Raw genomic sequence first — 24558 nt, forward strand, 5'->3', positions numbered from 1 at the left:
GCGATCATTTTCCCTGTTTGAGAAGGGGATGATCGATGGGCAAAGCGGCGGTTGCGATTGTCTTGACGGGTGAGGAGCGCGGTGAACTGGAGACATTGGTTCGCCGCCGCGGCACGGCGCAGGGCCTGGCGCGGCGGGCCCAGATCGTGCTGATGGCCGCGGACGGCGTTGAGAACAAGGAGATTGCCACGCGGCTTGGCACGATGCCGAACACGGTGGCCAAATGGCGACGGCGTTTCGCCGAGCAGCGGCTCGATGGGCTTTACGACGAGCCGCGTCCCGGCGCGCCGCGCCAGATCGGCGACGAAGAGATCGCCGAGACGATCCGGTTGACGCTGGAGACGACACCGCCGGACGCCACCCACTGGAGCCTGCGTTCGATGGCACGGGCGGTCGGACATGCGCCCTCGACGATCCATCGCATCTGGACGGCCTTCGGGCTGCAGCCGCATCGCGCCGAAAGTTTCAAGCTGTCTTCGGATGCGCTATTCGTCGAGAAGGTGCGCGACATTGTCGGCCTTTATCTCAACCCGCCCGAGCGGGCGCTGGTGCTCTGCGTCGATGAGAAGAGCCAGATCCAGGCACTCGATCGCAGCCAGCCGGTGTTGCCGATGCGGCCCGGCCAGATCGAGCGGCGCAGCCACGACTACACCCGGCATGGAACACTTTCGCTCTTCGCCGCGCTCGACGCTGCCACCGGCAAGATCATCGGTCGCTGCTTCAAGCGTCACCGCGCGCAGGAATTCCTGAGATTCCTGCGCGAAATCGAAGCCAACGTGCCGCCAGACCTTGATATCCACATCGTCATGGACAACTACGCCACCCACAAGACCAGCGCCATCCGCAGCTTCTTTCTCAAGCGGCCCCGCTGGCACATTCATTTCACCCCGACGGCGGCGTCATGGCTCAACCAGGTCGAGCGCTTCTTTGCCAACCTGACCGAAAAGCAAATCCGGCGCGGCGTGCACCGCTCCACCGCTGAATTGGAGGCGGCAATCACCGCCTATATCGACGCCGTCAACACCGATCCCAAACCGTTCCGATGGACCAAATCGGCAGACGATATCCTCGCCACCATCAAACGCTTTTGCCTGGCAACCCTGCAAATCGCCGATGTGCAAAACAAATCGGCAGAAACTTCTGAATCAGGACACTAGGGTTAAAACTCAATCAGCCTATTGATGGCGTTTGATTTCCATGATTCTGTTCCGAGTAAATTGGAGTTTGGGATCATGGGAAGTGAATTCTGGTTGAGCGATCAGCAGTGGTCCGTCATCGAGCCGCTGCTGCCGAAGAACCGGCCCGGTGCCCGCCGGGTCGATGACCGCCGCGTCATCAGCGGCATTGTCCATGTGTTGCGCGTCGGGTGCCGTTGGCAGGATTGCCCGGCCGTCTATGGCCCGCCAACCACCATTTACAACCGCTTCCATCGCTGGGCCGGTCGCGGCCTGTGGCAGAAGCTGTTTTCGGCCCTGGTCCAAGCCAGCCCGTGCGACATGCAGATGATCGACAGCACGACGGCGAAGGTTCATCGCTCGGCCGCCGGCGGAAAAGGGGGGCGCAAACGCAAGCGATCGGTCGCTCCCGCGGCGGCCGGACGACGAAAATCCACGCCGTCGTAGACGGACGCGGTCGTCCGCTCGGCCTGCAGATCTCGCCCGGCCAAATGGGCGATGTGCGCGCCGCCGTGCCGTTGCTGCAACCGCTGCCGGCCGCCTATTTCCTGGCGGCCGACACCGCCTACGACAGCGATGCCTTGCGCCAGTATCTGACCAGCCGCGGCACCATTCCGGTCATTCCCAACAACCCGACTAGAAAACGCCGACATCCCTTCGACCCAACAGCCTATCGCAACCGCAATGTCATCGAGCGCATGTTCTGCCGCCTCAAAGATTGGCGGCGGATCGCGACCCGCTACGACAAGCTCGCCACAAACTTCCAGGCAGCCGTCCACATCGCTGCGATTGTTATCTGGTGGGCCAATTGAGTCTGGAGCCTAGAGCGCCGTGCGTTCAAACGCACGCACAAAGATGTGTCGCCTCAGTTCATGAAGCCGTCGAAGATCACGACGTAACCGGCATAGACGGCGTTGGCGATGATCAGGCAGAGGCAGGCGAAGGACCCGAGGTCCTTGGCGTTCTTGCCCATTTCCGAGATTTCCGGCGATACGCGGTCGACGATCTCCTCGATCGCCGTGTTGATGGCCTCGAAGGCCATCATCAGGAGAAACAGGATCGCCATCGCCACGAATTGGAAGAAGGTCGCGCCGACGATGACGAAGGCAACCATGGCAATGCCGAAGGCGATCAGCTCATGACGGAAGGCTGCTTCGCTGATCAGCCGTTTCGCGCCGCCCAGCGAATAGCTGGCGGCGGCGAAGAGATGGCGAATGCCCGTCTGCTTCTCGACAGGACTCGTCTGGCCGATGCGGTGCGTGGTGTTCTTGGCGTCCATTTCTTCTCGACAGGGCTTGAAACTGCGCTTGCTTCGACATCGCGAATGAGGCGAATGCAAGGCGTTCCCGGTTGCAGCGGCCTGCTGCATGTATCCTTGGATCCTACCCGATCTAAGGACAAAACATGCAACACTTCAAAGTGCTGCAGCGACCTTTGGGCGTCTGACGAGACGCGCGGCGCTGTCAGACGATAGTTAGGGCTGCATGTGCGCTTTGGATAGGCGAGAAGCACGTGTCCATCAAGGCCCGCCATGAGCGGGAGTGGCGCCTGCGACAGGCTTTGGACAGCAATCGGCCGGCTTTGCTGCGAAAGCCGGCCGTATCTTGATCATTCCTTGTTGCTGACGCCAGCCTGCGCGAAGGTCGCCATGCCGCTGTGGCAGGCGGCGGCCGCCTTGACGATGCCGGCGGCAAGGGCAGCGCCCGTGCCCTCGCCGAGCCGCATGCCGAGCGCCAGCAGCGGCGTCTTGCCGAGCTTCTCGATCGCGCGGATATGGCCCGGCTCGCCCGAGACATGGCCTATGAGGCAGTGGTCGAGGGCCGATGGATTGGCCGCCTTCAGGATCGCCGCAGCCGCGGTCGCCACATAGCCGTCGATGATGACGGGCACCTTCTGCACGCGGGCGGCGAGGATGGCACCCGCCATCGCCGCGATCTCGCGGCCGCCGAGGCGGCGCATCAGTTCCAGCGGATCGGAAAGGTGATCGCGATGCAGCGCCACCGCCTTCTCGACGGCAGCGATCTTGCGCTTCAGCACCTCGCCTTCGGAACCGGTACCCGGACCAACCCATTCCTCGGCCGTGCCGCCATAGAGGCCAAGATTGATCGCGGCCGCGATCGTGGTGTTGCCGATGCCCATTTCGCCGATGCAGAGCAGATCCGTGCCGCCGGCGATCGCCTCCATGCCGAAGGCCATGGTTGCAGCGCAATCCCGTTCGGAGAGCGCTGCTTCCTCGGTGATGTCGCCGGTCGGATATTCGAGCGCCAGGTCGAAGACCTTGAGGCCGAGGTCGTGGCTGACGCAGATCTGGTTGATCGCCGCGCCGCCGGCGGCGAAGTTTTCGACCATCTGCGCAGTGACGGACGACGGGAACGGCGTCACGCCCTGACGGGTGACGCCATGGTTTCCGGCAAAGATCGCCACCAGGGGTCGGTTGACCGCCGGCGCCTTGCCGGTCCAGGCGGCGAGCCAGAAGGCGATTTCTTCGAGACGTCCGAGCGCGCCCGGCGGTTTCGTCAGCTGTGCGTCCCGTTCCCGTGCGGCAACCAGCGCTGCCGAATCCGGCCCCGGCAGGTTACGCAACAATTCGCGGAAATCATCAAACGGCAGGCCGCTGGCACTCATGCTGGATATCCTTGCATATCGTGAATCTACGCTCCTCATAGAGGGCGTCGAATTTTCGGGCAACGGCATTTGCGCCAAACCGCGTCGCCGGAGCATGATCCGCCACGGGATGGACGATTCGACGCACCGCGATCCTGCGCGCTCGTCATGCCCTCACTTGCGGGCCGCCGGGACATCTGCGATGCGGCTGGGGGCAGATCTTTGGAGGGGCCATGGGCTTTGTGGGCGATTTCTATGACGACGTGGCGCGCTCGGTCGGCTTCCTGAGCCGCATTCCCATGCCGGGACGCCATTTCGTCGGATATGATGGACGGCTGAGCCGGGCCGTGCGCGCCTTTCCCCTTGCCGGCATCGTAATCGTCCTACCCTCCGCTGCCGCGGCCAGCGCGATGAACGCGCTGCAGGTCAGTTCGCTTTTTGCCGCCTTCGTCGTCATCGCTCTCCAGACGCTGCTGACCGGTGCGCTGCATGAGGATGGGCTCGGCGATACGGCCGATGGCTTTGGCGGCGGCCGCGACCGCGACGCGGCGCTCGAGATCATGAAGGACAGCCGGGTCGGCACCTATGGCGCCGTCGCGCTCATTCTCTCCTTTGGTTTGCGCGTATCGGCGCTGGCCTCGATCCTGCCGCTCTTCACGCCGCTCGGCGCCGGCATGGCGATCCTTGGCGCCGCCGCGCTCAGCCGGGCGGCCATGGTCTGGCATTGGTCAAGCCTGCCCCCCGCCCGCAACGGCGGCGTTGCGGCTTCCGCCGGGACACCGGACCCGGTCGCCGCGCGCTTCGCCCTCGGCTTCGGCCTGCTTGCGGCCATGCTGCTCTTCTATTTCGCCAAGGCCCCGGCCCTTGGCGTGGTCGCTACGATCGTCGCCTTCCTCGTCGCCGTCAAAGGTTTCGGCCGGGTCGCGACGCGCAAGATCGGCGGACATACGGGCGACACCATCGGCGCCACGCAGCAACTCACCGAAATCGCAGTGCTCGGAACCCTTGCGCTGACGGTCTGAAACATCGATATATTCAGGGAAAAATAGAGCAAGGCCATGGAATCTCCCTGCATTCTCGTCTGTTCGATCGATGACAAGACCGGCTACTGTTTCGGCTGCGGCCGAACGCGGGATGAAATCGGCCGCTGGACGCTCTACACCGATGCCGAACGCCGGGCGATCATGACCACATTGCCCGACCGGCTCGAGACGGTCGAACGCAAGCCCCGGCGCGAAACGCGCCGCAGCCGCATGGCGAGGGAACGCGGCCAAGCATGACCCGTCTCGCCATCCTGCTCTCGATCCTGGCCATCGGCCTCATTCTGCTGATCGTCAACCATGACGCCGGCCGCACCATGGGCCTTGCCAATGACGATTTCGGGCAACTGGTATCGCTGGGCGCCATCGCCACGCTGATCGGCGCCGGCATTCTGCAAAGCCGCCGCCGTTTCGGCGAAGGGCTGCGCCTGATCGCTATCTGGCTCCTCATCACGCTCGCCCTCGTCTCGGCCTATGTCTATCGCTTCGAACTGCAGGCATTCGGCAATCGCCTGCTCGCCGGCCTCGTTCCCGGCCGCGCGACCGTGGTCACCGACAGCGAGGGCCGGCAGGAAGTGGTGCTGCACAGGATGCTGAACGGCCATTTCGAGACCGGCGTGACCGTCAACGGCAAGGACATCAACATGCTGGTCGATACCGGCGCCAGCAGCATCGCGCTGACCTATGAGGACGCCGAGCGCATCGGTCTCGATCCGGAAAATCTCAGCTACATCGTCACCGTCATGACGGCCAATGGCCGGGCGCAGGCCGCCCCCGTCATGCTCGAGGAAATCTCCGTCGGCCCGATCAGCCGCCGCAACATCGGCGCAACGGTTGCCGCCAAGGGGCGGCTCGACCAGAGCCTGCTCGGCATGAGCTTCCTGTCGACGCTCGATATGCTGCAGATGCGCACCGACGAGCTGCGCCTGCGCGACTGAGCCACACGCTTCACAACGAACCGCAGTGGCGGCCCGCCGTCAGTTTCTGAGCCGGTAGCCAGTGCGGAAGATCCAGGCGAGGATCGACATGCAGGCCGTCAGGAAGACGAGGATGATCGCGGCGCTGAAGATCGGGTTGACGTCGGATACCTCGAAGAAGCTCCAGCGGAAGCCGCTGATCAGATAGAGCACCGGGTTGAAGTGACTGACCGCCTGCCAGAAGGGCGGCAGCATCTTGACCGAATAGAAGCTGCCGCCAAGGAAGACGAGCGGCGGGATCACCAGCATCGGGATCAGGTTCAGCTGCTCGAAGTCCTTGGCCCAGATGCCGATGATGAAACCGAACAGGCTGAAGGAAATCGCCGTCAGCACGAAGAAGAAAATCATCACGAACGGATGGGCGATCGTCAGGTCGACGAACAGCGAGGCCGTCAGCAGGATGATCGTCCCGATCATGATCCCCTTGGTCGCTGCCGCGCCGACATAGCCGAGCACGATCTCGGCCATCGAGACCGGCGAGGACAGAACTTCGTAGATCGTGCCGGTGAATTTCGGGAAATAGATGCCGAAGGAACCGTTGCCGATGCACTGCGTCAACAGCGTCAGCATCATCAGCCCGGGTGTGATGAAGGCGCCATAGGAGACGCCGTCGATCTGCTGGATACGCCCGCCGATCGCCGCGCCGAAGACGATGAAATAGAGCGATGTGGAGATGACCGGCGACACCACGCTCTGCAGCAGGGTGCGCCGGGTCCGCGCCATCTCGAAGAAATAGATCGACTTGATCGCTTCGATGTTCATCGCCCTGCCCTCACGATTTCGACGAAGATGTCCTCCAGCGAGCTCTGCCGCGTGGAAATGTCCTTGAGCCGGATACCGGCCTCGGCCAAGGCCGCCAGCAGCGCCGTGATGCCGGTGCGTTCGGCGCTCGTGTCGTAATCGTAGATCAGACACTGCCCGTCGCCCTCGAGCGTCAGATTGTAGCTCGACAGCGTTTCGGGAACGTCATCCAGCGGATTGGCGAGATCGACCCGCAACTGCTTGCGCCCGAGCTTCGACATCAGCGCCACCTTGTCTTCGACCAGCAGGATCTTGCCGCCGTTGATGACGCCGATGCGGTCGGCGATTTCCTCCGCCTCTTCGATGTAATGCGTCGTCAGGATGATGGTGACGCCGGAGGCGCGCAGCCGCTCGACGACATCCCACATGCTCTTGCGCAGGTTGACGTCGACGCCGGCTGTCGGCTCGTCGAGGAAGAGCACGCGCGGTTCGTGCGACAGCGCCTTGGCGATCAGCACGCGCCGCTTCATGCCGCCGGAGAGCTCACGCAGCATGTTGTCCTTCTTGTCCCAGAGCGACAGATCCTTCAGCACCTTCTCGATATGGGCCGGGTTCGGCTTCTTGCCGTGCAGGCCGCGGGAGAAGGAGACCGTGTTCCACACCGTCTCGAAGGCGTCGGTGGTCAATTCCTGGGGCACGAGCCCGATCATCGCCCGTGTCTTGCGAAACTCGCTCACCACGTCATGGCCGCCGACCGTCACCGTTCCACCGCTCGCATTGACGATGCCGCAGATGATCGAGATCAGCGTCGTCTTTCCGGCGCCGTTCGGCCCGAGCAGCGCCAGGATCTCGCCCTCCTCGATATCAAGGCTGACGCCCTTCAGCGCCTGGAACCCGGAGGCATAGGTCTTCGACAGATTGGAAACGGAAACGATGGGCGCCATGAAGCTTATCCGGATGCGGGGGGCGAAGTCGGCAGGTTTCGCCTATATGGGGCAACTGATCGCGATTTGCAGCCTTCCCCATGGAAAAAACAAGGTGACGCTTTGTCAATGCGGCTGCGACAGGCGGGTCTCCGCCCCGGCGCCGCCGCCCATTCGAGACGATCTGCGCGCCACCAGCCGGTCATGGATGAGCATCCCGGCAACCATCGCCGCCACGAAAAGCATCGTCGCCGGCAGACCGAGCGACAGCGAGGCAAGCGCCGGGCCCGGGCAAAGCCCCACCAGCCCCCAGCCGATGCCGAAGATTGCCGAGCCGACAATCAGTCGCCTGTCAATGACCTGATTGTCCGGCAAATGGAAGGATTCGTCGAACAAGGGCCGCTTGAGCCGGCGCGTCAGCAGGACACCGAGCGCGGAAACCGAAACGGCGCCGCCGAGCACGAAGGCGAGGCTCGGGTTCCAATTGCCGGCAATATCCAGAAACGCCCGCACGCGAGCGGGATCGAGCATGCCGGACAGCGAAAGGCCGAAACCGAAAACGAGGCCGGAGACGAGCGTCGCCGCGAGGCGGAAGAAAGCGCCGTTCATCCAAGCAATCCCATGACGAAGACCGTGACGATCGCCGCGGCCATGAAAGTGGCAACCGCAGCTATCGAGCGTCGCGACAGCCTTGCAAGGCCGACGACGCCGTGGCCGCTGGTGCAGCCGGAGCCCATGCGGGAGCCGAAGCCGACCAACAGCCCGCCGGCCACCAGAAGCGGCCAGGAGGACGTGACCGTCACCCCGGGCCAGGCGCCGAAGACGAGACGAAATAGCAGCGGTCCTGCCATCAGCCCCAGTACGAACAATGCGCCGGTGGAAGCCTGCACGCCCTGCAGCAGGCGTCCGGCGATACCGCTGATCCCGGCCACACGGCCAGTGGCCACCATCAGGATCGCTGCGGAAAGGCCGATCAACAGCCCACCCGCCAGCGCATTCCCGTACTCATTCATGTCCTAGAACCATCCCGACAGAAGATCTGATAGAGCGCGCCGACCAGACGCGCCACCTTGTCGTGGCTCAGCCGATAGAACACCTGCTTGGCCTGCCGACGCGTCGAGACAATGCCGGCATCGCGCAGCACCGTCAATTGCTGCGAGAGGGTTGGCTGGCGAATGCTCAGGCTTTCTTCGAGCGCCGCCACCGAGTGCTCGCCCTCCAGCAAGGCGCTCACGATCAACAGTCGATTTCGGTTGGCGAGGGTTCTCAAGATTTTCGAAACTTCGGCGGCATGCGCAGCCATGTCGGTGCGCACCCCCGGAAATTGCATAACAGTTCCCATTGCTTCCTCCTGTCGTTGCCCTAGGAGTGAGTGGAGCCCCAATGCTTGCTGTGGTTTGCCGGACCACTATCCATGATTGTTATATCAAACAGTATAATATCGTATTACTTATTGATTAACCAGACGAAACAAAAGCACGTTACTGCCGCCAGTACCGGATACCTGTCCGTTGACTTTAAAATCATATAGAAAATTCAGATCGTTACAACGCGATCACGGCAGAGGGGAAAACGCCATATTTGGGGCAACCGTCCGGACGATATCGGGCAACCATAAAACTTGTGGTATAGTGACCTCAAACAGGAACATGCGATAACGCCCCGGGGTCGACGGCCCGCACACCGGATACTGGTGTTTCGACGCCGGCTCGCCGCCGGCGCGAACGCAGGCTTCGACCGTTATCCGGCGAAATATCTGCAAATGAATCGTCGCCAATCCCGTTCCCCTGTCACGAAACGGTGATGCTCTTCGAGCAATTTGCTCGCGCGGCGCGATATCGCCCTTTGATTTGCGCTCGTGATTTGCACGCCGGAGCCTCCCTCGTTTGCTCCGGCCGTTGGGCCGGCCTCCCCGCCGGCCTCTTTTTTTTTTGCCGCTTGGCGCCCGACGTCAGTCGCAGTGACGATAACCGGTCTTGCGGGTCCTGAGATCGAAGTGGAAATGGTCCTTGTGGAAGGGATCGCTGCCCGGACCGAGCACGGTGTTGAAATACTTGCAGCTATCAGAGCGCACGGCCTTCAGGAGCCCGCGTTCGCGGAAGGCGAAGAAGCCTTTCTTTCGGACATCGATTTCCTTGCCGTTCTTCAAGACGAACTTGCCGACGTCGATGGCGTTGCCGCGTGCGTGTTCGGACATCGGGTTGCCGCGGCGCGAATTCATCGTGCGGCAGGAATAGCCGCCGAGCGGCTTGATGGTCTTGACGCCCGACCAATAGCGATAGCGGGACGATGGCGCGAGTTCGTACTTCACCCACTTGGCGAAGGCTTCCGTCACCTCGCAATTGAGCTTGACCGCCGGCTTGACGCCGATATTGCCGGAGAGACCGCTGAGTTCGATCGGATAATCGATACCGCAGGACGGACCGTTGCTGATGCGCGGAATGTCACGGAAAACGACGCCGAGCTTCTTCAGGCGCTGGCGGCAGGCGATCTCCGAAGCCGGCATTTCGCCGGTATAGTCCGGCGTCGACATCGGATTGCGTACACGCGGCAGGAAGGCGACCTGCTGCGGCTCCTGGGCCCGCTGCATGGCGCGCTGCTCTTCCATCGCCCTTGCGCGTTGCGCCTCTTCCGCGGCGATCTTCTCGGGTGAGAGCGGCGGCAGGTCTGGATCGTAGCCGAGGTTGGCTTCGGCCTGGGGCGCGGCTCCGGACGCTCCGCCGAGCTGGCGTACGTTGTCTTCGCCGATACCGCCGACCACCGGCTGGCTGGCATTACCCTCGGCGATCTCGTTGCTCTGCTCCTCCGCCAGGCCGACGACCGGCTGCTCGACGCCGAGCATGGCATCCATGTTGACACCTTCATCGGGAATGGCCGTCGATCCCGCATTCGCCGGCTGGGCGCCGGAGGAAACCGCTTCGTCGCTATCGATCATCGGCAGCGTGCGCTGCGCTTGCTGAGGCGCCGCCCGTGCGGGCGCGACATAGCCGGGATTGCCGCTGCCTGTCGAAGCCGATGTTGCGGCGGGATAGGCGGCGACCTCTTCTTGCGGCACCGCATCGACCGGGACCGGGCCGATCGAACCGACCCGGGAGCCGCCATCGATGCGGCCGGGCGGCGAAAGCGCGTCGTCGGTCGAGCAGGCGACGAGCGATAGCGACAGAACGAGTGCCGTCAGCGGGCGATGGAGACGAGTAACATACGCCATACCGAACTGCGCCTTCCCTAGGGCGATCAAGAAAGACCGCCATCATCACCCCGCCGCCCCGCAGCGGCGCGCCAACCGGCACGCAAAGCTCGCTACAGCACTTCGAATTGCTGCCTTCCGCCTGTGTCGCAAACCGGGCACAGCAGCCGAAAGACCTGATTTCGGAGGCATTTTATTCAAATACGGTAAACGAAGCCTTGAGGCCGACACCCGCGATCAAGGGTGCGGGAGGCTTGCCGCCCTGGCGGACTGCAGACAACAAGAAGCCCGCGTCTTCGTCAGACGCGGGCTTCGCGTTTTCAGCGATCGATCCGCTGGATGTCAGCGGCACTCGCCGCGATGCACGACCCGGAAACCCGCACCGCCGGCCTCGCAGGCATTCGGGAAGGTTTCCATGCGACCGCCGCGCTGGCCGCAGACCGGGGCGAATTCGCGGGTGCAGAACTGCCCTTCCGACGGGCGGTCGTCGCCGCGACGGCATTCGCCGCGGCCGATCACCTGGAAGCCCTCCGAACGGGCTTGGCAGGCATTGGGGAAGGTGCGCGTGTTGCGGCCGCGCTGGCCGCAGACCGGCATGTACTCCATGGTGCAGGCCTGCGGCGGCCGCGCCGGCGGACGATTGCCGGGGCGGCACTCGCCGCGATGGACGACATTGAAGCCATCGGCGCGGGCCTGGCAGGCGTTCGGGAAGCTGCGCAGGCGATTGCCGCGCTCACCGCAAACCGGCGCATACTCCATCGTGCAAACCGGCGGACGGATCGGCCGGGGACCCGGGCGCGGCTCGTCGACGACGACGGTACAGGCGGAGAGAAACCCGAGCGCCAGCATCAGCGCGGCGACCGGGCGCGTCAGAAGAAGTTTGAGAAGTGCCATGGATGTCCCCTCTAAAGAAGCGGTCGGCAACCGGAGCGACGCCCCGTCAAACACCTCGCGCATTTCGCGTATCTATCCGCGGCTATCATCAGGTCAAGGCCGAGCATCCTGCTTTGCACGTCAATCGGACGCATGCTGGGTGCACTGGCACCGCTTTGTTCCAGAGGGCCGCTCGCGCGGACGCTCGCTCAAGACCGAGTACGATGGAGGGAGGAACCCGGTGCCCTTGCCATAAGACAAGACCCGCGCGGCAGGCCACGCGGGTCTTGCTCAATTCCCGGCTATCGTGCTCAGGCGGCGCGGCCGTAGGCCGAATGCGATGTCGAGGACCGCAGCCGGAACTTCGCCAGCAGCGACTTCAATTCCCGACTTTCCTCGGCCAGCGTCTGGCTCGCCGCCGTGGTTTCCTCCACCATCGCCGCGTTCTGCTGGGTCATCTGGTCCATACTGTTGACCGCGACGTTGACTTCCTGCAGCCCGGTCGCCTGTTCGCGTGCGGCGGTCGCGATCGAGGCCACCTGCTCGTTGACCCGGTTGACCAGGGTTTCGATCTCAGCCAGCGCTTCACCCGTCGAGCGGACCAGCTCGACCCCGGCCCCGACCTCACGCACCGACGCGCCGATCAGATCCTTGATCTCCTTGGCGGCGCCCGCCGAGCGCTGCGCCAGTTCCCGGACCTCCTGCGCGACGACCGCAAAGCCGCGGCCCGCCTCTCCGGCGCGCGCCGCCTCGACGCCGGCGTTCAGCGCCAGCAGGTTGGTCTGGAAGGCGATCTCGTCGATCACCCCGATGATCTGGCCAATCCGGCCGGACGAGGTCTCGATGCGGCCCATGGCGTCGACGGCATTGCGCACGATGCCGCCGGATTTTGCCGCACTCGCCTTGGTCTCGTTGACCATGTCGCGCGCCTCGTTCGCCCGTTCGGAGGCGTGGCGGACCGTCGAGGTGATCTCGTCCAGGGCTGCAGCGGTCTCTTCGAGGGCGGCCGCCTGCTGCTCCGTCCGGCGCGAGAGATTGTTCGCCGCTTCCGAAATGTCGCCGGCGCTGGCCGTGACGATCTCGGTCGAGTGCGAGATGGAACCGATGACATCCCGAAGTGCTGCGACCGCCGTGTTGAAGTCCTCTCTCAGCTTGCCGTATTCGGGCGCGATATGGCTGATCTCGGCGGTCAGGTCGCCGCTGGCGAGAAGCTCGAGCGCGGCACCGACGGTCTCCATCGCATCCGCCTGCGCTTCCGCCGTCGCCCGCTGGCGCTGCTCGTTGCCGCGGCGCTCGGAATCGAGCCGTTCCTGCTGCTCGGCTTCGCGCGAGCGCAGTTCCAGCCGTTCGCGGACGGAATCACGCAGCACCACCAGTACCTTGGCCATCTGCCCGATCTCGTCGCCGCGGTCGGTCTCCGGCACCTCGGACGAAAGGTCCTCATCGGCAATCGCCCGCATCGAGGCCTTCAGCTTCTCGACCGGCCTGACGACGCTGCGCACGATCGCCAATGCCGCCATCAGAATGGCAAGAGCGGCGGCGGCGAGGATGCCGGCGGCCTGCCACGCCCGCTCGCGGAACATCGCCGCCAGATCGTCGGAATAGACGCCGGTGCCGACCACCCAGCCCCAGGGCTTGAAGCCGGCCACGTGGGAGTATTTCAGCACCGGCTCGTCGGCGCCCGGCTTCGGCCAATAGTAGTCGACGAAACCCTGGCCGCTCTTTTCCACCGTCTTCACGAACTCGACGAAGAGATGCTTGCCGTTGGCATCTTTGTTGCCCGTAAGATCCGCTCCGTCCATCTCCGGCTTGATCGGATGCATCACCATCGTCGGATGCATGTCGTTGATCCAGAAGTAGCCGCTGCCCTGGTAGCGCATCGCCTTGATCGCCTCGAGCGCGCGCTTCTGCGCCTCCTCGCGCGAAAGCGAGCCGGCCTGTTCCTGCTTGAGATAGGCGTCGAACACCGCGATCGCGTTCTCGTTCATTGCCGAAAGCATCGCCTTGCGTTCGCCGACGAGCTTGTCCTGCGCCTGGAACAGACCAAAGGTCAGCGCCGCTGCCATGGTCAAAAGCGCAAACGCCACCAGCGCGTAGAGACGCGCCGAGATCCTGAATTTCTTCATTGCCAATCCCTTGCCCCTTCGGCGCTCCCCGCGCCGCCCCTTTAGAACCTGGCGCCGCCGGCATCGCCGATGGCAGTCCAAGAGCCTGCAGAATGGAGGGAGGTCTTTGCAAAGCCCCTAACAACCGACCCCTAAATTTGACATGTCTCAAGCAACATTTTCGAAAGCCCAAAGGGCCCGTGTGGCTTTCCATCCGGATTTGTGTTGCGGCGGTCTTCCCTCAGGAAGCGCGGTCGGGTTACATCTTTCCTCCAACAGGGAGACAGGCGGCATGACCGAACAGACCAAACCGACCGGCGAACTGACCTTGCGCACGCTCGCCATGCCCGGCGACGCCAATGCGGCCGGCGATATCTTTGGCGGTTGGGTGATGGCGCAGATGGACCTTTCCTGCGGCATCCGCGCTGCAGAACGCGCCCGCGGCCGCGTGGTGACCGCGGCGGTCAAGGAAATGGCCTTTGCCCTGCCGGTCAAGATTGGCGACACGCTCTGCATCTATACGGACGTCGTGAAGGTCGGCCGCACCTCCATGACGCTCAAGGTCGAGGCCTGGGCGCAGCGCTATCTCTCGCACCTGATGGAAAAGGTGACCGACGCGATCTTCGTCATGGTCGCGCTCGACCAACACGGCAAGCCCAAGCCGGTACCGCCGGAGGAATAGGAGCGGCCGCCTTGGAGCAGGTTCCGACCAATCCGGAAATCTTCCCGCATATTCGCACCGTCATGGGCATGATCGTCAGCCTGAGCCTGGCGCGCCTCCTCAGCGGACTGGCGCTCTTCGTGCAGCATCCCGGCAAGACGCGTGTCTACTGGATCCACCTCGGCTGGGTCCTGTTCATGTTCGTCTTCCTGGTGCATTTCTGGTGGTGGGAGTTCCACCTGCATTCTCTGGCCGTGATCGATGTCAGCGTCTACCTGTTCGTCGTCCTCTATTCCTGCGTCTTCTTCTTTCTCTGCGTGATGCTGTTCCCGACGACGATCGAGGACTACAGCGACTACGAACATTATTTCATGTCGCGCCGGGCCTGGTTCTTCGCCTTCCTCGCGCTTGCCTTCGCCGTCGACCTCGTCGATACCGCACTGAAAGGCAAACAGTATTTTGCCTCCTACGGTCTCGAATACCCCGTCCGCAACGCCGCCTATATCCTCTTCTGCATAGCCGCCGCATGGACACCGAACCGGCGCTTTCACGCCGCTTTCGTCGTTATCGCGGTCGCCTATCAGCTCCTGTGGATGTATCGAGCCTTCGATCTGCTCGATTGAGACGGCGATCCGCGCGGCTGCGAAGGTTTTCCGCCTGCCGCGCGCCTCGGCCCTTGATCCCAGGGCGAGGCGGTGCTTTATCCGTTAGGCATATTTGAATCGCATCATGGCACGTCGGGGGACTGTCGCATCATGGAAATCTTTACCGCTGCCGGTCTGGCAGCGCTTCTGCAAGTCATCGTCATCGACCTCGTTCTCGCCGGCGACAACGCCGTCGTCATCGGCCTTGCTGCGGCCGGGCTGCCGACCGCGCAGCGCAAGAGGGTCATCCTCGTCGGCATCATCGCGGCAACCGTGCTGCGCGTGGCACTCGCCAGCGTCACCGTGCAACTCCTCGAAATCATCGGCCTGCTGCTGGCCGGCGGCATCCTGCTGCTCTGGGTCTGCTGGAAGATGTGGCGCGAAATCCGTGAGCAGCAGGCAGCCAACGCCGCCGGCGAAAGCGGTGAAGCCAGCGAAGCGCCGAAGAAGACTTTCATGCAGGCGGCCATCCAGATCGTCGTCGCCGACGTGTCGATGTCGCTTGACAACGTGCTCGCCGTCGCCGGCGCCGCCCGCGAGCACCCGACGATCCTCGTCGTCGGCCTGGTTCTTTCGATCGCGATGATGGGCGTTGCCGCCGGTTTCATTGCCCGGCTGCTCAATCGCTACCACTGGATCGCCTATGTCGGTCTGGCGATCATCCTCTATGTCGCGCTCGACATGATCTATCGCGGCTCCGTCGAGGTCTGGCCGCATCTGGCGCCGGTCGTGGCGTCGATGATCTAGCGCCGGACCGTAACGGTCCAGCCGCTACGCATAGAAAAGGCAGGGCCCCGTGCCCTGCCTTTTTCTTTTGCGACCGTTCGGGCGCCGCAAAGATTGGCGCCTAAATGACCGGCGCCGGTCACCCCTTGAAGATGAAGGAAGCGCCGGCCGCGATCAGGGCGAAGCCGACGAGATGGTTCCAGCCGATCGACTCCTTCAGCCAGAACACCGAAAAGGCGGCGAAGACCAGGAGCGTGATCACCTCCTGCATCGTCTTCAACTGCGCCGCCGAATAGACCTGCTGGCCGATACGGTTGGCCGGCACCGCCAGGCAATATTCGAAGAAGGCGATACCCCAGCTTGCCACGATCGCCGTATAGAGCGGTGACGCGGTGTATTTGAGATGCCCGTACCAGGCGAAGGTCATGAAGACGTTGGAAATCAGGAGCAGAAGGATCGGCCAGAGATGGGCCGGAGACAGGGTGAAGGACATCGAGAACCTCGGCTTGCGAATCATGCGCCGACGATGCGCCGTCGTCCCGTGCGGGTGCAAGTCCCGCAAGCCTTCCGCCGGCACATCGATTTCCTGCGGCGCCGCGGTCCTCGTTGGGCGCGCAAAGTTCGCTGCAGCACTTTGAACTGCCGCATGCCCTTCGATCGGTTACGTCCAAAGGAAACATGCCGTAGAGACTGCCGAAATGGCATGTTTTGGCTGGCTAGAGTGTCGAATCGACAGCGAAACGGCACCTTTTCCGGCAAATAGCAACCCATGCCCGAATTTTTTACGGGTTTTGCCACAATTTTGTACTGGCGCATGAGCAATGTCGCTCGACTGTCCGACGGGACAGGCAGGGGAATACCACACTTCGAAACGGCGGTTGCCGTGAAGTTGGCTCCGCGTTGAGCGCGGTTCGCCGACACGCCGATGCTGCGTATCAGACGCTGGGCACGCGCATGTCCGCCGAAATTTCCCAACGGAACATTGGAAACAGTTGAGCACCCGGGTGCCATGCCGGCGATTGCCAGGCCGCCCCGACCGTTCGCACCCAGCAACTTGTCAAGGAGACCTGACCATGAAGGTCCTGGCGTTTCTTGCGGCTGCCTATGTCGCGCTCCTTTCGCCAACTCTTGCCAGCGCCGGCATGCTTGCCCAGGCGCAGCAATACAAAGGCCTGCACGAGATCAAGAACAACAAGACCCTTCGCGCAGCGCTCGGCATCAATCCGGCACGCACTCCCTGGTGCGGCCATTTCATGGGCATGGTTGCCCGCAAGGCCGGCCGCACCCCGCCCCAAAGCTTCGGATTTGCCCGCTCGTGGCTGCATTTCGGCGCGCCGGTCAAGCTCGCCTATGCACAAGCCGGCGATATCGTCGTGGTGCGAACCGGTCGCGGCTACCACGTCGGCGTCCTGTCTGCGCTTTCGAAGTCGACGGCCCAGTTGATCGGCGGCAATCAGTCCGGCGGCGTCAGGGTCTCGCAGTTCGCGCGTCGCCAGGTCGTCGCCGTCCGGCGGTAGCGTCGCCACGAGCCACCCAACGGGCCTCTTCAGTGCCCGGCTTTCCGGACCGCCGGCGCATGTCCTAGCGCAAGCCGCATGGCGCAACGCCGCTGCGGCGGCAAGCCGTGCGCTGCCTCATTCGCCAGGATCTGCGCGAGCCGGACATCGAGTTCCTCTGCGGCAAGCGTCGAGAAGCCGAGCTTGCGGTAGAAGAGTTCGTTCCAGGGAAGATCGCGGAACGTCGTCAGTGTCACCGCGGCGAGCGCCGCCACGCGCGCATGCGCGATCGCGGCCAGCATCAAGCTGCGCCCGAGCCCCTGCCCCTGGCACTCGGCGGTCACGGCTAGCTGCCAGATATGCATGGCATCTCCGGCAATGCCGGCGCATAGAAAGGCGATCGGCCGGTCATCGGCATCGACCGCCACGACAGAAAGCCCGGTGCGCAGGAATTCACGATGCGCCTCGGCCGACTGCACATCGTCGTCGGCAATCCAGGCAAGGTCGGAGATCGTCCGGAACAGCTCACCGGAGGATCGCTCTATGTCGGGAAGAAGGGCGGTGTCGCCTTCGCGGGTCGGTCGAATCAGGGTCATGATGCCGACATGCTATAGCGCAGTCCGTCCCAAGAGACGCGCGAGGATCGCTGCGGCGCTCCCAGATTTCCGCAAATCCCTAGCCGGTTAAGGTGATATCGCCAGTCGGCGTTGGCATAGATCGCCGCCCGAAGTGCTGCTGCCGGCTCGACAGCGGCCGCGGTCCGTTGCGGATACGATCGGCGGCGCCGGCCAGGGAGGCCTGGGCCAACGCGACGATCGTGGCGGCCGCCCGCGCGATGCCCGCAAGGCAGCCGTCACGGTTGCTGAAATGCGAATCTTGCACAATCGCAGCGCTCTGAGTCGCCGCCGGACACAATCTGCAGCAGAGTCCCCATGGGCTGTTTTTTGCGCCTCCGGCCCAGCAATGGACACAAATCGGGGTGATTTATACTTCTCGGCTTTTCTAATTTAAGTTACGCTCATCTTCCTTCTGACCAGATGCCGTGGGAGGGGCTGCCCTCTTGGAACGGAAGCTTGCCGTGATCCTTGCTGCCGACGTCGCTGGCTACAGTCGCCTTGTCGCGGCCGACGAGGAAGGCGCGCTCGCAACGCTTGCCACCTACAGCGCGACGATCTCGAGCCTCGTGAACGAGCACGGGGGACGCATCTTCGGCGCGGCCGGCGACAGCCTGATCGCCGAATTCCAGAGCGCTGTGCAGGCGGTCCGGGCGGCGGTTGCGATCCAGCGCAATCTGGAGCGGCGAAACGCCGATCTCGCGCCGGAACGGCGCATGCAGTTCCGCATTGGCCTCAATCTCGGCGACGTGGTGGTTGACGGCGGTAACCTGCTCGGCGACGGCGTCAACGTGGCGGCTCGCCTGCAGCAGGTCGCGCAGCCGGCCGAAATCTGCATCTCCGGTGCGCTGCACGAGCAGATCGTCGGCAAGCTGGAGTTTCCCGTGCACCGGCTTGGCGATCGCGCGCTGAAGAACATGCCGCGCCCGGTGCTGGTGCACCGCGTCGACTGGCACGAGGATCCCATGAAACCGGATCTGTCCGGCATGCCGCTTGCCCTGCCCGACAAGCCATCGATCGCCGTGCTGCCCTTCGTCAACATGTCCGGTGATCCCGAACAGGACTTCTTCGCCGACGGTCTGACCGAGGACATCATCACCGCGCTTTCGCTCTACCGCTGGTTCTTCGTCATCGCCCGCAATTCCTCCTTCGCCTACAAGGGTCGCGCCGTCGACGTCAAACAGATCGGCCGCGATCTCGGCGTGCGCTACATCGTCGAAGGCAGCGTGCGCCGTGCAGGCTCGCGCGTCCGCGTCACCGGGCAGTTGATCGAGGCCGAAACCGGCATCCATCTCTGGGCACAGCGCTACGAGCGCGAATTCGCCGACCTCTTCGCCATCCAGGACGAGATCACCCAACATGTCGTCGCGGCGATCGAGCCGGAGATCCTGATCGGCGAAAACCGCCGCGCCCTCCTGCGCGGCAGCGACAATCTCGACGCCTATGAATGCCATATGCGCGGCACGTTGCTGCACAATGCGCAGGACTCCGCTGCGCATTTCAACGAGGCCGTCGAGTGGCAACGGCGCGCGATCGCCCTGGATCCCGATTTCGGCCGGGCCCATATGATGCTCGCCCGCTCGCTCTTCGCGCGTTGCTATTTCGGCTTCAGCGACGATATCGACCGCGACAGCGCCGAAATGCAGGCGGAAGCCGCGCGTGCCGTCGTGCTGGAAGATCACGATCCCTATTGCCACTATGTCATGTGCCTGGCCAACTTCGCCGCCCAGCGGCCGCATGCCGCGGTCGCGGAAGCGCAACAGGCGATCGATCTCAACCCCAATTTTGCCCTCGCCCACATGGCGCTCGGCTGGGCACGCATCTATGTCGGCCGCTTTACGGAGGCGCTCGAGCCGTTGCATACAGCGCTCAGGCTCAGCCCCCACGACCCGCTGACCTATCTCTTTTTCAGCCGCATCGCGCTCGCCCATTACCATCTCGGCAACTATGACGAAGCGCTGCGCCACGCCGAACGGGCGCTGCTGCTGCGCCGCACCTACTTCAACCTGGTCGTGGTGATCACCTGCCTCGGCCAACTGGGCCGTATCGAGGAGGCTCGCAAACTCTTTCCCGAAGTGATCGCCAACGCGCCGAGCGACGTACCGCGCTACTGGCGCTTCTTCACCGCTTATGCCGATCCCGCCGACCACGCACATTTCAACGATGGGCTCGTCAAGGCGGGCCTGCCCATCGTCCCGTAGGCCGCCATGACACGAGCCCAACTGTTCGGCGTTCTCATCGGCCTTGCGGTGGTGGCAGTCTTCACGGTGCTGCGTGCCAACGATCCGCAGCTTCTTCGCCAGGCGCGCGACGTCACCTTCGACGAATACCAGCGCATCGCACCGCGCAGCTTCGAGGCGATGCCGGTCAGGGTGATCGACATCGACGAGGCTTCGCTGCGCGCGTTCGGCCAATGGCCCTGGCCGCGCGACCGGATTGCCAAACTGACGGACCGGCTGACCGAGATGGGCGCCGCGGCGATCGCCTTCGACGTGCTCTTCGCCGAGCCCGACCGCCTGTCGCCGCGCACGGTCGTGCGGGACGTCGGCGGCGTCGATCCATCCTTCGTCGCGACCCTGCCCGACAATGACGAGATCTTCGCCCGGGCGATCCTCGACAAGCCGGTCGTGCTCGGCTTCGGCCTCACCAACGAGGGCAGCTACCTGCCGTCGGTCAAGGCCGGCTTCGCCTTCACCGGCGAAAGTGCCGCCGAGGCGCCGCCGCGCCTGCATGCCGCCACGCCGCTGAGGCCCCAGCTCGAAGCCAACGCTGCCGGCCTCGGCCATATCAGCCTCAATCCCGGCTCCTCCTCCGCGGTGGTGCGCGCTGCGCCGCTGTTCCTGAGCGACGGGCGGCAGTTCTATCCGAGCCTCGCCCTGGAAGCGCTGCGGGTGGCGCAGGGCGCCTCGACCTATGTGCTCGCCGCAGCGCCCAACGTCGCCAACACCCTTACCGCCGTCAAGATCGGCGACTTCGTCGTGCCGCTCTCCTCGACCGGCGAACTCTGGCTCTACGTCACGCCGGATACGACGGAGCGCTACATCTCCGCCCGGCGGGTCCTGACGGACGATGCGTCGTCGCCGGACGTTCGCGCGGCCATCGAAGGCAGCATCGTCTTCATCGGCACCTCGGCTGCCGGGCTGCAGGACGTGCGTACCACGGCCCTCGGCCAGAACGTGCCCGGCGTCTCCATCCACGCGCAGATCGTCGAGCAGATCCTCTCCGGCCGCTATCTCTCGCGGCCCGATTGGGCCGACGGGCTCGAAATCCTCTCGATCGCGCTGGCCGGGACGTTGCTCGTGCTGCTCACCACCTTCGTCAGCCCCGTGGTGGCGCTCGTCTGCGGCCTTGCGGTCACGGCGCTGGCGCTCGCCGCTTCCTGGCTGGCCTTCTACTATGGCGGGCTGCTCTTCGATCCGCTGGCGCCGATCCTCGCCGCCTCGATCACCCATTTTGCCGCCACCGCCTATCGCTTCCTGGTGACGGATCGCGAGCGGCGCGAGGTCCGCCAGGCCTTCGGGCGCTATCTGTCGCCCTCGCTGCTCTATCGCATCGAGCACACGCGCAACGCGCTGAGCCTCGGCGGCGACGACCGCGAGCTGACGGTGATGTTCGTCGACGTGCGCAGCTTCACGGCGATGAGCGAACGCATGACGCCGACCGAGGTCGTCACCTTCCTCAACACGCTGCTCGATGCGCTCAGCCGCCATGTGCTCGCCAATGAAGGCACGCTCGACAAGTTCATCGGCGATTCCATCATGGCCTTCTGGAATGCGCCGGTCGATGTCGTCGACCATCCGCAAAAGGCGCTGCGCGCCGCTCTCGGCATGCGCGAGACCCTGGCCCGGCTGAATGCCGAAGACGCCTTCGGCTTCGGCGCCGGCCACGATGTCCGCATCGGCATCGGCATCCATACGGGGCTCGCCTGCGTCGGCAACATGGGTGCCGAAACCCGCTTCAACTATTCGGCGGTCGGCGACACCGTCAACATTGCCGCCCGCATCGAAGCGGCCTGCAAGGATGTCAATTTCGACGTGCTCGTATCGGAAGCGACTGCCGAAGCCTTGTCGGATTGCGCGCTGCTGGATGCGGGAAGCCTGGGCCTCAAGGGGAAGACGACACGCACCCGGCTCTTCGCGGTGGCCGGAGACAAAAGTCTTGCCGCCTCGCCCGCCTTCGTGGAATTGCGGCTCCTGCACGAGCGGCTCGTCACGGTCCTGCGAACGCGCGCAACCTCAAGCCGCAGCATCATCAATGCAGCAAAGCTGAAGTCTGCCGCCCTGGCACCGGGCCTGGTCGGCTTCTACACCCGGATCTCGCGCCGATCGGAGCATTTCGCCGAAACGCCGGCCGAAGACGCCAAGCGTCCGGCGGAGTGAGCGACGGCACGGCGCCGCGAATGGTTTCCATCCTATCCAAGTGACCTCGACTCAGACTCTCCGATATCCCGGCAAATCTTTGATTTATCGTCGTTTAGCCGTTGCCGCTCCCTGGGCGCCGAGGGCCGTTTCCGGCTTCTCGCCGGTCGTTGCGATGAATGCCGAGCCAGTCAGCGGCGCATGCGCTGCCGGCACCCTAGTTCTGGCTTTGGCTTTGGCTCTGGCTCTGTTCCTGATGCTGCGTTCCACCGCCCTGCTGCGATTGTTCCTGTCGCTGTTCCTGTTCCTGGCGCTGCGTGCCCTGGCCCTGTCCTTGCTCCTGCTCCTGCCGCTGCGACTGGGACTGCCGCTGGCTGCCCTGCCCTTGCTCCTGTTCCTGGCGCTGCTCCTGCCGCTGCCGTTGACCCTGTCCGCTCTGTTCCTGACGCTGCCTCTGTTCCTGGCGCTGCTTCCCGGGTATCCACGGTTTACGCGGCTTTTCTTGCTCGACGGCGGGGGGCTTCACAGTGAGCGGCTGGCGTTCGAGGTCCTCCTGGATCGCCGCCGCGAGGCTGCAGCCGCCCCCCGCCCAGCCCAGCGCTCCGGACAGTCGTTGCCCACCGGAGAGGAAAGGCAGCGCTTGTGCATTGCCCAGTGATTTCAATGTATTGCGACTGACTCTTTTCGGATCGCTGATGCCGCCGCCCGGCTTGGCGACGACGCAGTCGCAGCGCTGCGTCAATTGCCGGCAGCCGCCGGCGCCGCAGAAATTGGCAGCACCGCTCAAAAGCACGACGGCGGTGGTGCCGTCGCGGCCGACATAAAAATCGAAGGCGGTACCGCGCACGCCGATCGTCCCGGCCGGCGTCACGATTTCATAGGCCGAGTGCCCGGACTTGCCGCTGATCCAGCGGAACGTGCCCTTGGCGGCCATGATCGTCAGCTTCTTCACCGACTTGGCGTCGTCATAGACGAACTTGTCGATGACCACCGACGAGCCCCAGCCGACCGCAAGCTTGGTGCCATCCTGGAAGACGAATTGGCCAAGACCGGACTTCGACGTCGAAATCCGCTCGTCCTTATAGACCGGGTCCTTGACCGCGATCGGACCGCGCGCGCCGCTGACCGCCGTCCGAATCTGCACCGCCTGGCCGACGGGTTCGGCGGCGATGGTCGGATTGTAGGTCATGGCGCAAAACGCGATGAGTGCGGCACCACGCAGGCAGAACATGGCACCCTCCAAAGCGCTATTGTTATCATGTGACCGGGATTTATGTCTTGTCGCCCAATCGGATAACGGTGCGGCCCGTCACAACCGTAAGAGTTAGGTCGTCATGGCCGCTTGCCCGGTCGTGGCCATTGGAGGCAAGCGGCGGCGTGCGGACAGGACCAAGCGCCCGGCGGCCTGCCGTTCGTCAGTCGTTGTGATGACTGCGCGCCTTCTGATGCCCCTTGTTCTGATGGTCGTTGGCGTGTTCGAGCACATCCTTGTGGTTGGCATCCTCGCCGCGGATATCCGGATGTTTCATCTCCCAGTGGCGATTGCGGTAGCCTTCTTCCTGCACGGGAGGTTTTTCCTCCGGCTTGTGCGGCTTCTCCTCGGGCTTCGGTTTTTCCTCGCGCGGCTTTTCTTGCTCGACGGCGGGGGGTTTCACAGTCAGCGGCTGGCGTTCGAGGTCCTCCTGGATCGCTGCCGCAAGGCTGCAGCCGCCCCCCGCCCAGCCCAGCGCTCCGGACAGTCGTTGCCCACCGGAGAGGAAAGGCAGCGCTTGTGCATTGCCCAGTGATTTCAATGTATTGCGACTGACTCTTTTCGGATCGCTGATGCCGCCGCCCGGCTTGGCGACGACGCAGTCGCAGCGCTGCGTCAATTGCCGGCAGCCGCCGGCGCCGCAGAAATTGGCAGCACCGCTCAAAAGCACGACGGCGGTGGTGCCGTCGCGGCCGACATAAAAATCGAAGGCGGTACCGCGCACGCCGATCGTCCCGGCCGGCGTCACGATTTCATAGGCCGAGTGCCCGGACTTGCCGCTGATCCAGCGGAACGTGCCCTTGGCGGCCATGATCGTCAGCTTCTTCACCGACTTGGCGTCGTCATAGACGAACTTGTCGATGACCACCGACGAGCCCCAGCCGACCGCAAGCTTGGTGCCATCCTGGAAGACGAATTGGCCAAGACCGGACTTCGACGTCGAAATCCGTTCGTCCTTGTAGACCGGGTCCTTGACCGCGATCGGACCACGCGCGCCGTTGACCGCCGTCCGGATCTGCACCGCCTGGCCGACGGGTTCGGCGGCGATGGTCGGATTGTAGGTCACGGCGCAAAACGCGATGAGTGCGGCACCACGCAGGCAGAACATGGCACCCTCCAAAGCGTTATTGTTATCACATTATGGGGATTTATGCTTGTCGCCCAATCGGGGTAACGTAACGG

At 63.9% G+C, this 24558-nt stretch carries 24 protein-coding genes and 1 pseudogene; 11 read left to right on the forward strand and 14 right to left on the reverse strand.

Annotated features, from left to right (window positions below; all coding sequences use genetic code 11):
- Positions 1-35 precede the first annotated feature (35 nt).
- Positions 36-1157: an IS630 family transposase gene (locus tag BHMPCIPO_RS10735; RefSeq protein WP_173515064.1), complete on the forward strand. Its 1122-nt coding sequence runs from the start codon at positions 36-38 to the stop codon at positions 1155-1157.
- A gap of 75 nt (positions 1158-1232) precedes the next feature.
- Positions 1233-1987: pseudogene (locus BHMPCIPO_RS10740) on the forward strand (IS5 family transposase).
- Positions 1988-2040: 53 nt separating this feature from the next.
- On the opposite strand, the gene BHMPCIPO_RS10745 reads toward BHMPCIPO_RS10740, so the two are convergent.
- Both BHMPCIPO_RS10745 and cobT read right to left on the reverse strand, forming a co-directional pair.
- Positions 2041-2454 (reverse strand): diacylglycerol kinase, encoded by a 414-nt coding sequence (locus tag BHMPCIPO_RS10745; protein ID WP_173516722.1) that lies wholly within the window; start codon positions 2452-2454, stop codon positions 2041-2043.
- Positions 2455-2783: 329 nt separating this feature from the next.
- On the reverse strand, positions 2784-3800 hold the full coding sequence (gene cobT, locus BHMPCIPO_RS10750) for a nicotinate-nucleotide--dimethylbenzimidazole phosphoribosyltransferase (protein ID WP_173516723.1): 1017 nt from the start codon (positions 3798-3800) through the stop codon (positions 2784-2786).
- 212 nt (positions 3801-4012) lie between these two features.
- On the opposite strand from cobT, the gene BHMPCIPO_RS10755 reads away from it, so the two are divergent.
- Genes BHMPCIPO_RS10755 through BHMPCIPO_RS10765 form a run of 3 tightly spaced genes read left to right on the forward strand, consistent with a single transcriptional unit; the run spans position 4013 to position 5757 of the window.
- The gene (locus BHMPCIPO_RS10755) at positions 4013-4801 is read left to right on the forward strand and encodes an adenosylcobinamide-GDP ribazoletransferase (protein ID WP_173516724.1); all 789 of its coding nucleotides are present in this window, start codon (positions 4013-4015) and stop codon (positions 4799-4801) included.
- Between the two features lie 36 nt (positions 4802-4837).
- Entirely contained in the window at positions 4838-5059 is a 222-nt protein-coding gene (locus BHMPCIPO_RS10760) for a DUF1289 domain-containing protein (RefSeq protein WP_173516725.1), read from the forward strand.
- Positions 5056-5757, forward strand: coding sequence for a retropepsin-like aspartic protease family protein (locus BHMPCIPO_RS10765; protein ID WP_173516726.1), 702 nt, complete (start codon positions 5056-5058; stop codon positions 5755-5757). Before BHMPCIPO_RS10760 ends, BHMPCIPO_RS10765 begins: the two co-directional genes overlap by 4 nt.
- Positions 5758-5796: 39 nt before the next feature.
- Here BHMPCIPO_RS10765 and BHMPCIPO_RS10770 read toward each other — a convergent pair whose 3' ends face one another.
- The 8 genes from BHMPCIPO_RS10770 to BHMPCIPO_RS10805 form a co-directional block, all read right to left on the reverse strand.
- On the reverse strand, positions 5797-6558 hold the full coding sequence (locus BHMPCIPO_RS10770; RefSeq protein ID WP_173516727.1) for an ABC transporter permease: 762 nt from the start codon (positions 6556-6558) through the stop codon (positions 5797-5799).
- Positions 6555-7481 carry an ABC transporter ATP-binding protein gene (locus BHMPCIPO_RS10775; RefSeq protein WP_173516728.1) on the reverse strand — a complete coding sequence of 309 codons (927 nt, stop codon included), beginning with the start codon at positions 7479-7481 and terminating at the stop codon, positions 6555-6557. The genes BHMPCIPO_RS10770 and BHMPCIPO_RS10775 overlap by 4 nt, the downstream gene beginning before the upstream one ends.
- 105 nt (positions 7482-7586) lie before the next feature.
- Positions 7587-8069, reverse strand: coding sequence for a YeeE/YedE family protein (locus BHMPCIPO_RS10780; protein ID WP_173516729.1), 483 nt, complete (start codon positions 8067-8069; stop codon positions 7587-7589).
- A complete protein-coding gene (locus BHMPCIPO_RS10785; RefSeq protein ID WP_173516730.1) occupies positions 8066-8473 on the reverse strand; it encodes a YeeE/YedE family protein in 408 nt (135 codons plus the stop codon). The genes BHMPCIPO_RS10780 and BHMPCIPO_RS10785 overlap by 4 nt, the downstream gene beginning before the upstream one ends.
- Positions 8470-8802, reverse strand: coding sequence for an ArsR/SmtB family transcription factor (locus BHMPCIPO_RS10790; protein WP_173516731.1), 333 nt, complete (start codon positions 8800-8802; stop codon positions 8470-8472). Before BHMPCIPO_RS10790 ends, BHMPCIPO_RS10785 begins: the two co-directional genes overlap by 4 nt.
- Before the next feature lie 609 nt (positions 8803-9411).
- Positions 9412-10668, reverse strand: coding sequence for an extensin-like domain-containing protein (locus tag BHMPCIPO_RS10795; protein WP_173516732.1), 1257 nt, complete (start codon positions 10666-10668; stop codon positions 9412-9414).
- 321 nt (positions 10669-10989) lie between these two features.
- A complete protein-coding gene (locus tag BHMPCIPO_RS10800; protein WP_173516733.1) occupies positions 10990-11541 on the reverse strand; it encodes a Kazal-type serine protease inhibitor family protein in 552 nt (183 codons plus the stop codon).
- Positions 11542-11831: 290 nt separating this feature from the next.
- Positions 11832-13646: a methyl-accepting chemotaxis protein gene (locus BHMPCIPO_RS10805; protein WP_173516734.1), complete on the reverse strand. Its 1815-nt coding sequence runs from the start codon at positions 13644-13646 to the stop codon at positions 11832-11834.
- A gap of 271 nt (positions 13647-13917) precedes the next feature.
- On the opposite strand from BHMPCIPO_RS10805, the gene BHMPCIPO_RS10810 reads away from it, so the two are divergent.
- From BHMPCIPO_RS10810 to BHMPCIPO_RS10820, 3 genes are all read left to right on the forward strand, one after another.
- Positions 13918-14307 carry an acyl-CoA thioesterase gene (locus BHMPCIPO_RS10810; protein ID WP_173516735.1) on the forward strand — a complete coding sequence of 130 codons (390 nt, stop codon included), beginning with the start codon at positions 13918-13920 and terminating at the stop codon, positions 14305-14307.
- A gap of 11 nt (positions 14308-14318) precedes the next feature.
- On the forward strand, positions 14319-14909 hold the full coding sequence (locus BHMPCIPO_RS10815) for a hypothetical protein (protein WP_173516736.1): 591 nt from the start codon (positions 14319-14321) through the stop codon (positions 14907-14909).
- 132 nt (positions 14910-15041) lie between these two features.
- Positions 15042-15677, forward strand: a complete 636-nt coding sequence (locus tag BHMPCIPO_RS10820; protein ID WP_173516737.1) for a TerC family protein — start codon at positions 15042-15044, stop codon at positions 15675-15677.
- Between the two features lie 118 nt (positions 15678-15795).
- On the opposite strand, the gene BHMPCIPO_RS10825 is transcribed toward BHMPCIPO_RS10820, so the two are convergent.
- Positions 15796-16149, reverse strand: a complete 354-nt coding sequence (locus tag BHMPCIPO_RS10825) for a DMT family protein (protein WP_173516738.1) — start codon at positions 16147-16149, stop codon at positions 15796-15798.
- A gap of 580 nt (positions 16150-16729) precedes the next feature.
- Here BHMPCIPO_RS10825 and BHMPCIPO_RS10830 point away from each other — a divergent pair.
- Positions 16730-17173, forward strand: coding sequence for a TIGR02594 family protein (locus BHMPCIPO_RS10830; protein ID WP_173516739.1), 444 nt, complete (start codon positions 16730-16732; stop codon positions 17171-17173).
- A 29-nt stretch (positions 17174-17202) separates the two neighbouring features.
- Here BHMPCIPO_RS10830 and BHMPCIPO_RS10835 read toward each other — a convergent pair whose 3' ends face one another.
- The gene (locus BHMPCIPO_RS10835) at positions 17203-17748 is read right to left on the reverse strand and encodes a GNAT family N-acetyltransferase (protein ID WP_173516740.1); all 546 of its coding nucleotides are present in this window, start codon (positions 17746-17748) and stop codon (positions 17203-17205) included.
- 464 nt (positions 17749-18212) lie between these two features.
- Here BHMPCIPO_RS10835 and BHMPCIPO_RS10840 point away from each other — a divergent pair, with 464 nt between their 5' ends.
- Entirely contained in the window at positions 18213-19967 is a 1755-nt protein-coding gene (locus tag BHMPCIPO_RS10840; protein WP_173516741.1) for an adenylate/guanylate cyclase domain-containing protein, read from the forward strand.
- Between the two features lie 6 nt (positions 19968-19973).
- Positions 19974-22145, forward strand: a complete 2172-nt coding sequence (locus BHMPCIPO_RS10845; protein WP_173516742.1) for a CHASE2 domain-containing protein — start codon at positions 19974-19976, stop codon at positions 22143-22145.
- Between the two features lie 196 nt (positions 22146-22341).
- On the opposite strand, the gene BHMPCIPO_RS10850 is transcribed toward BHMPCIPO_RS10845, so the two are convergent.
- On the reverse strand, positions 22342-23355 hold the full coding sequence (locus BHMPCIPO_RS10850) for a FecR family protein (protein ID WP_173516743.1): 1014 nt from the start codon (positions 23353-23355) through the stop codon (positions 22342-22344).
- A gap of 184 nt (positions 23356-23539) precedes the next feature.
- Entirely contained in the window at positions 23540-24484 is a 945-nt protein-coding gene (locus BHMPCIPO_RS10855; RefSeq protein ID WP_173516744.1) for a FecR family protein, read from the reverse strand.
- Positions 24485-24558 lie beyond the last annotated feature (74 nt).

This window comes from Ensifer sesbaniae, from assembly GCF_013283665.1.
Taxonomy (GTDB): Bacteria; Pseudomonadota; Alphaproteobacteria; order Rhizobiales; family Rhizobiaceae; genus Ensifer; species Ensifer sesbaniae.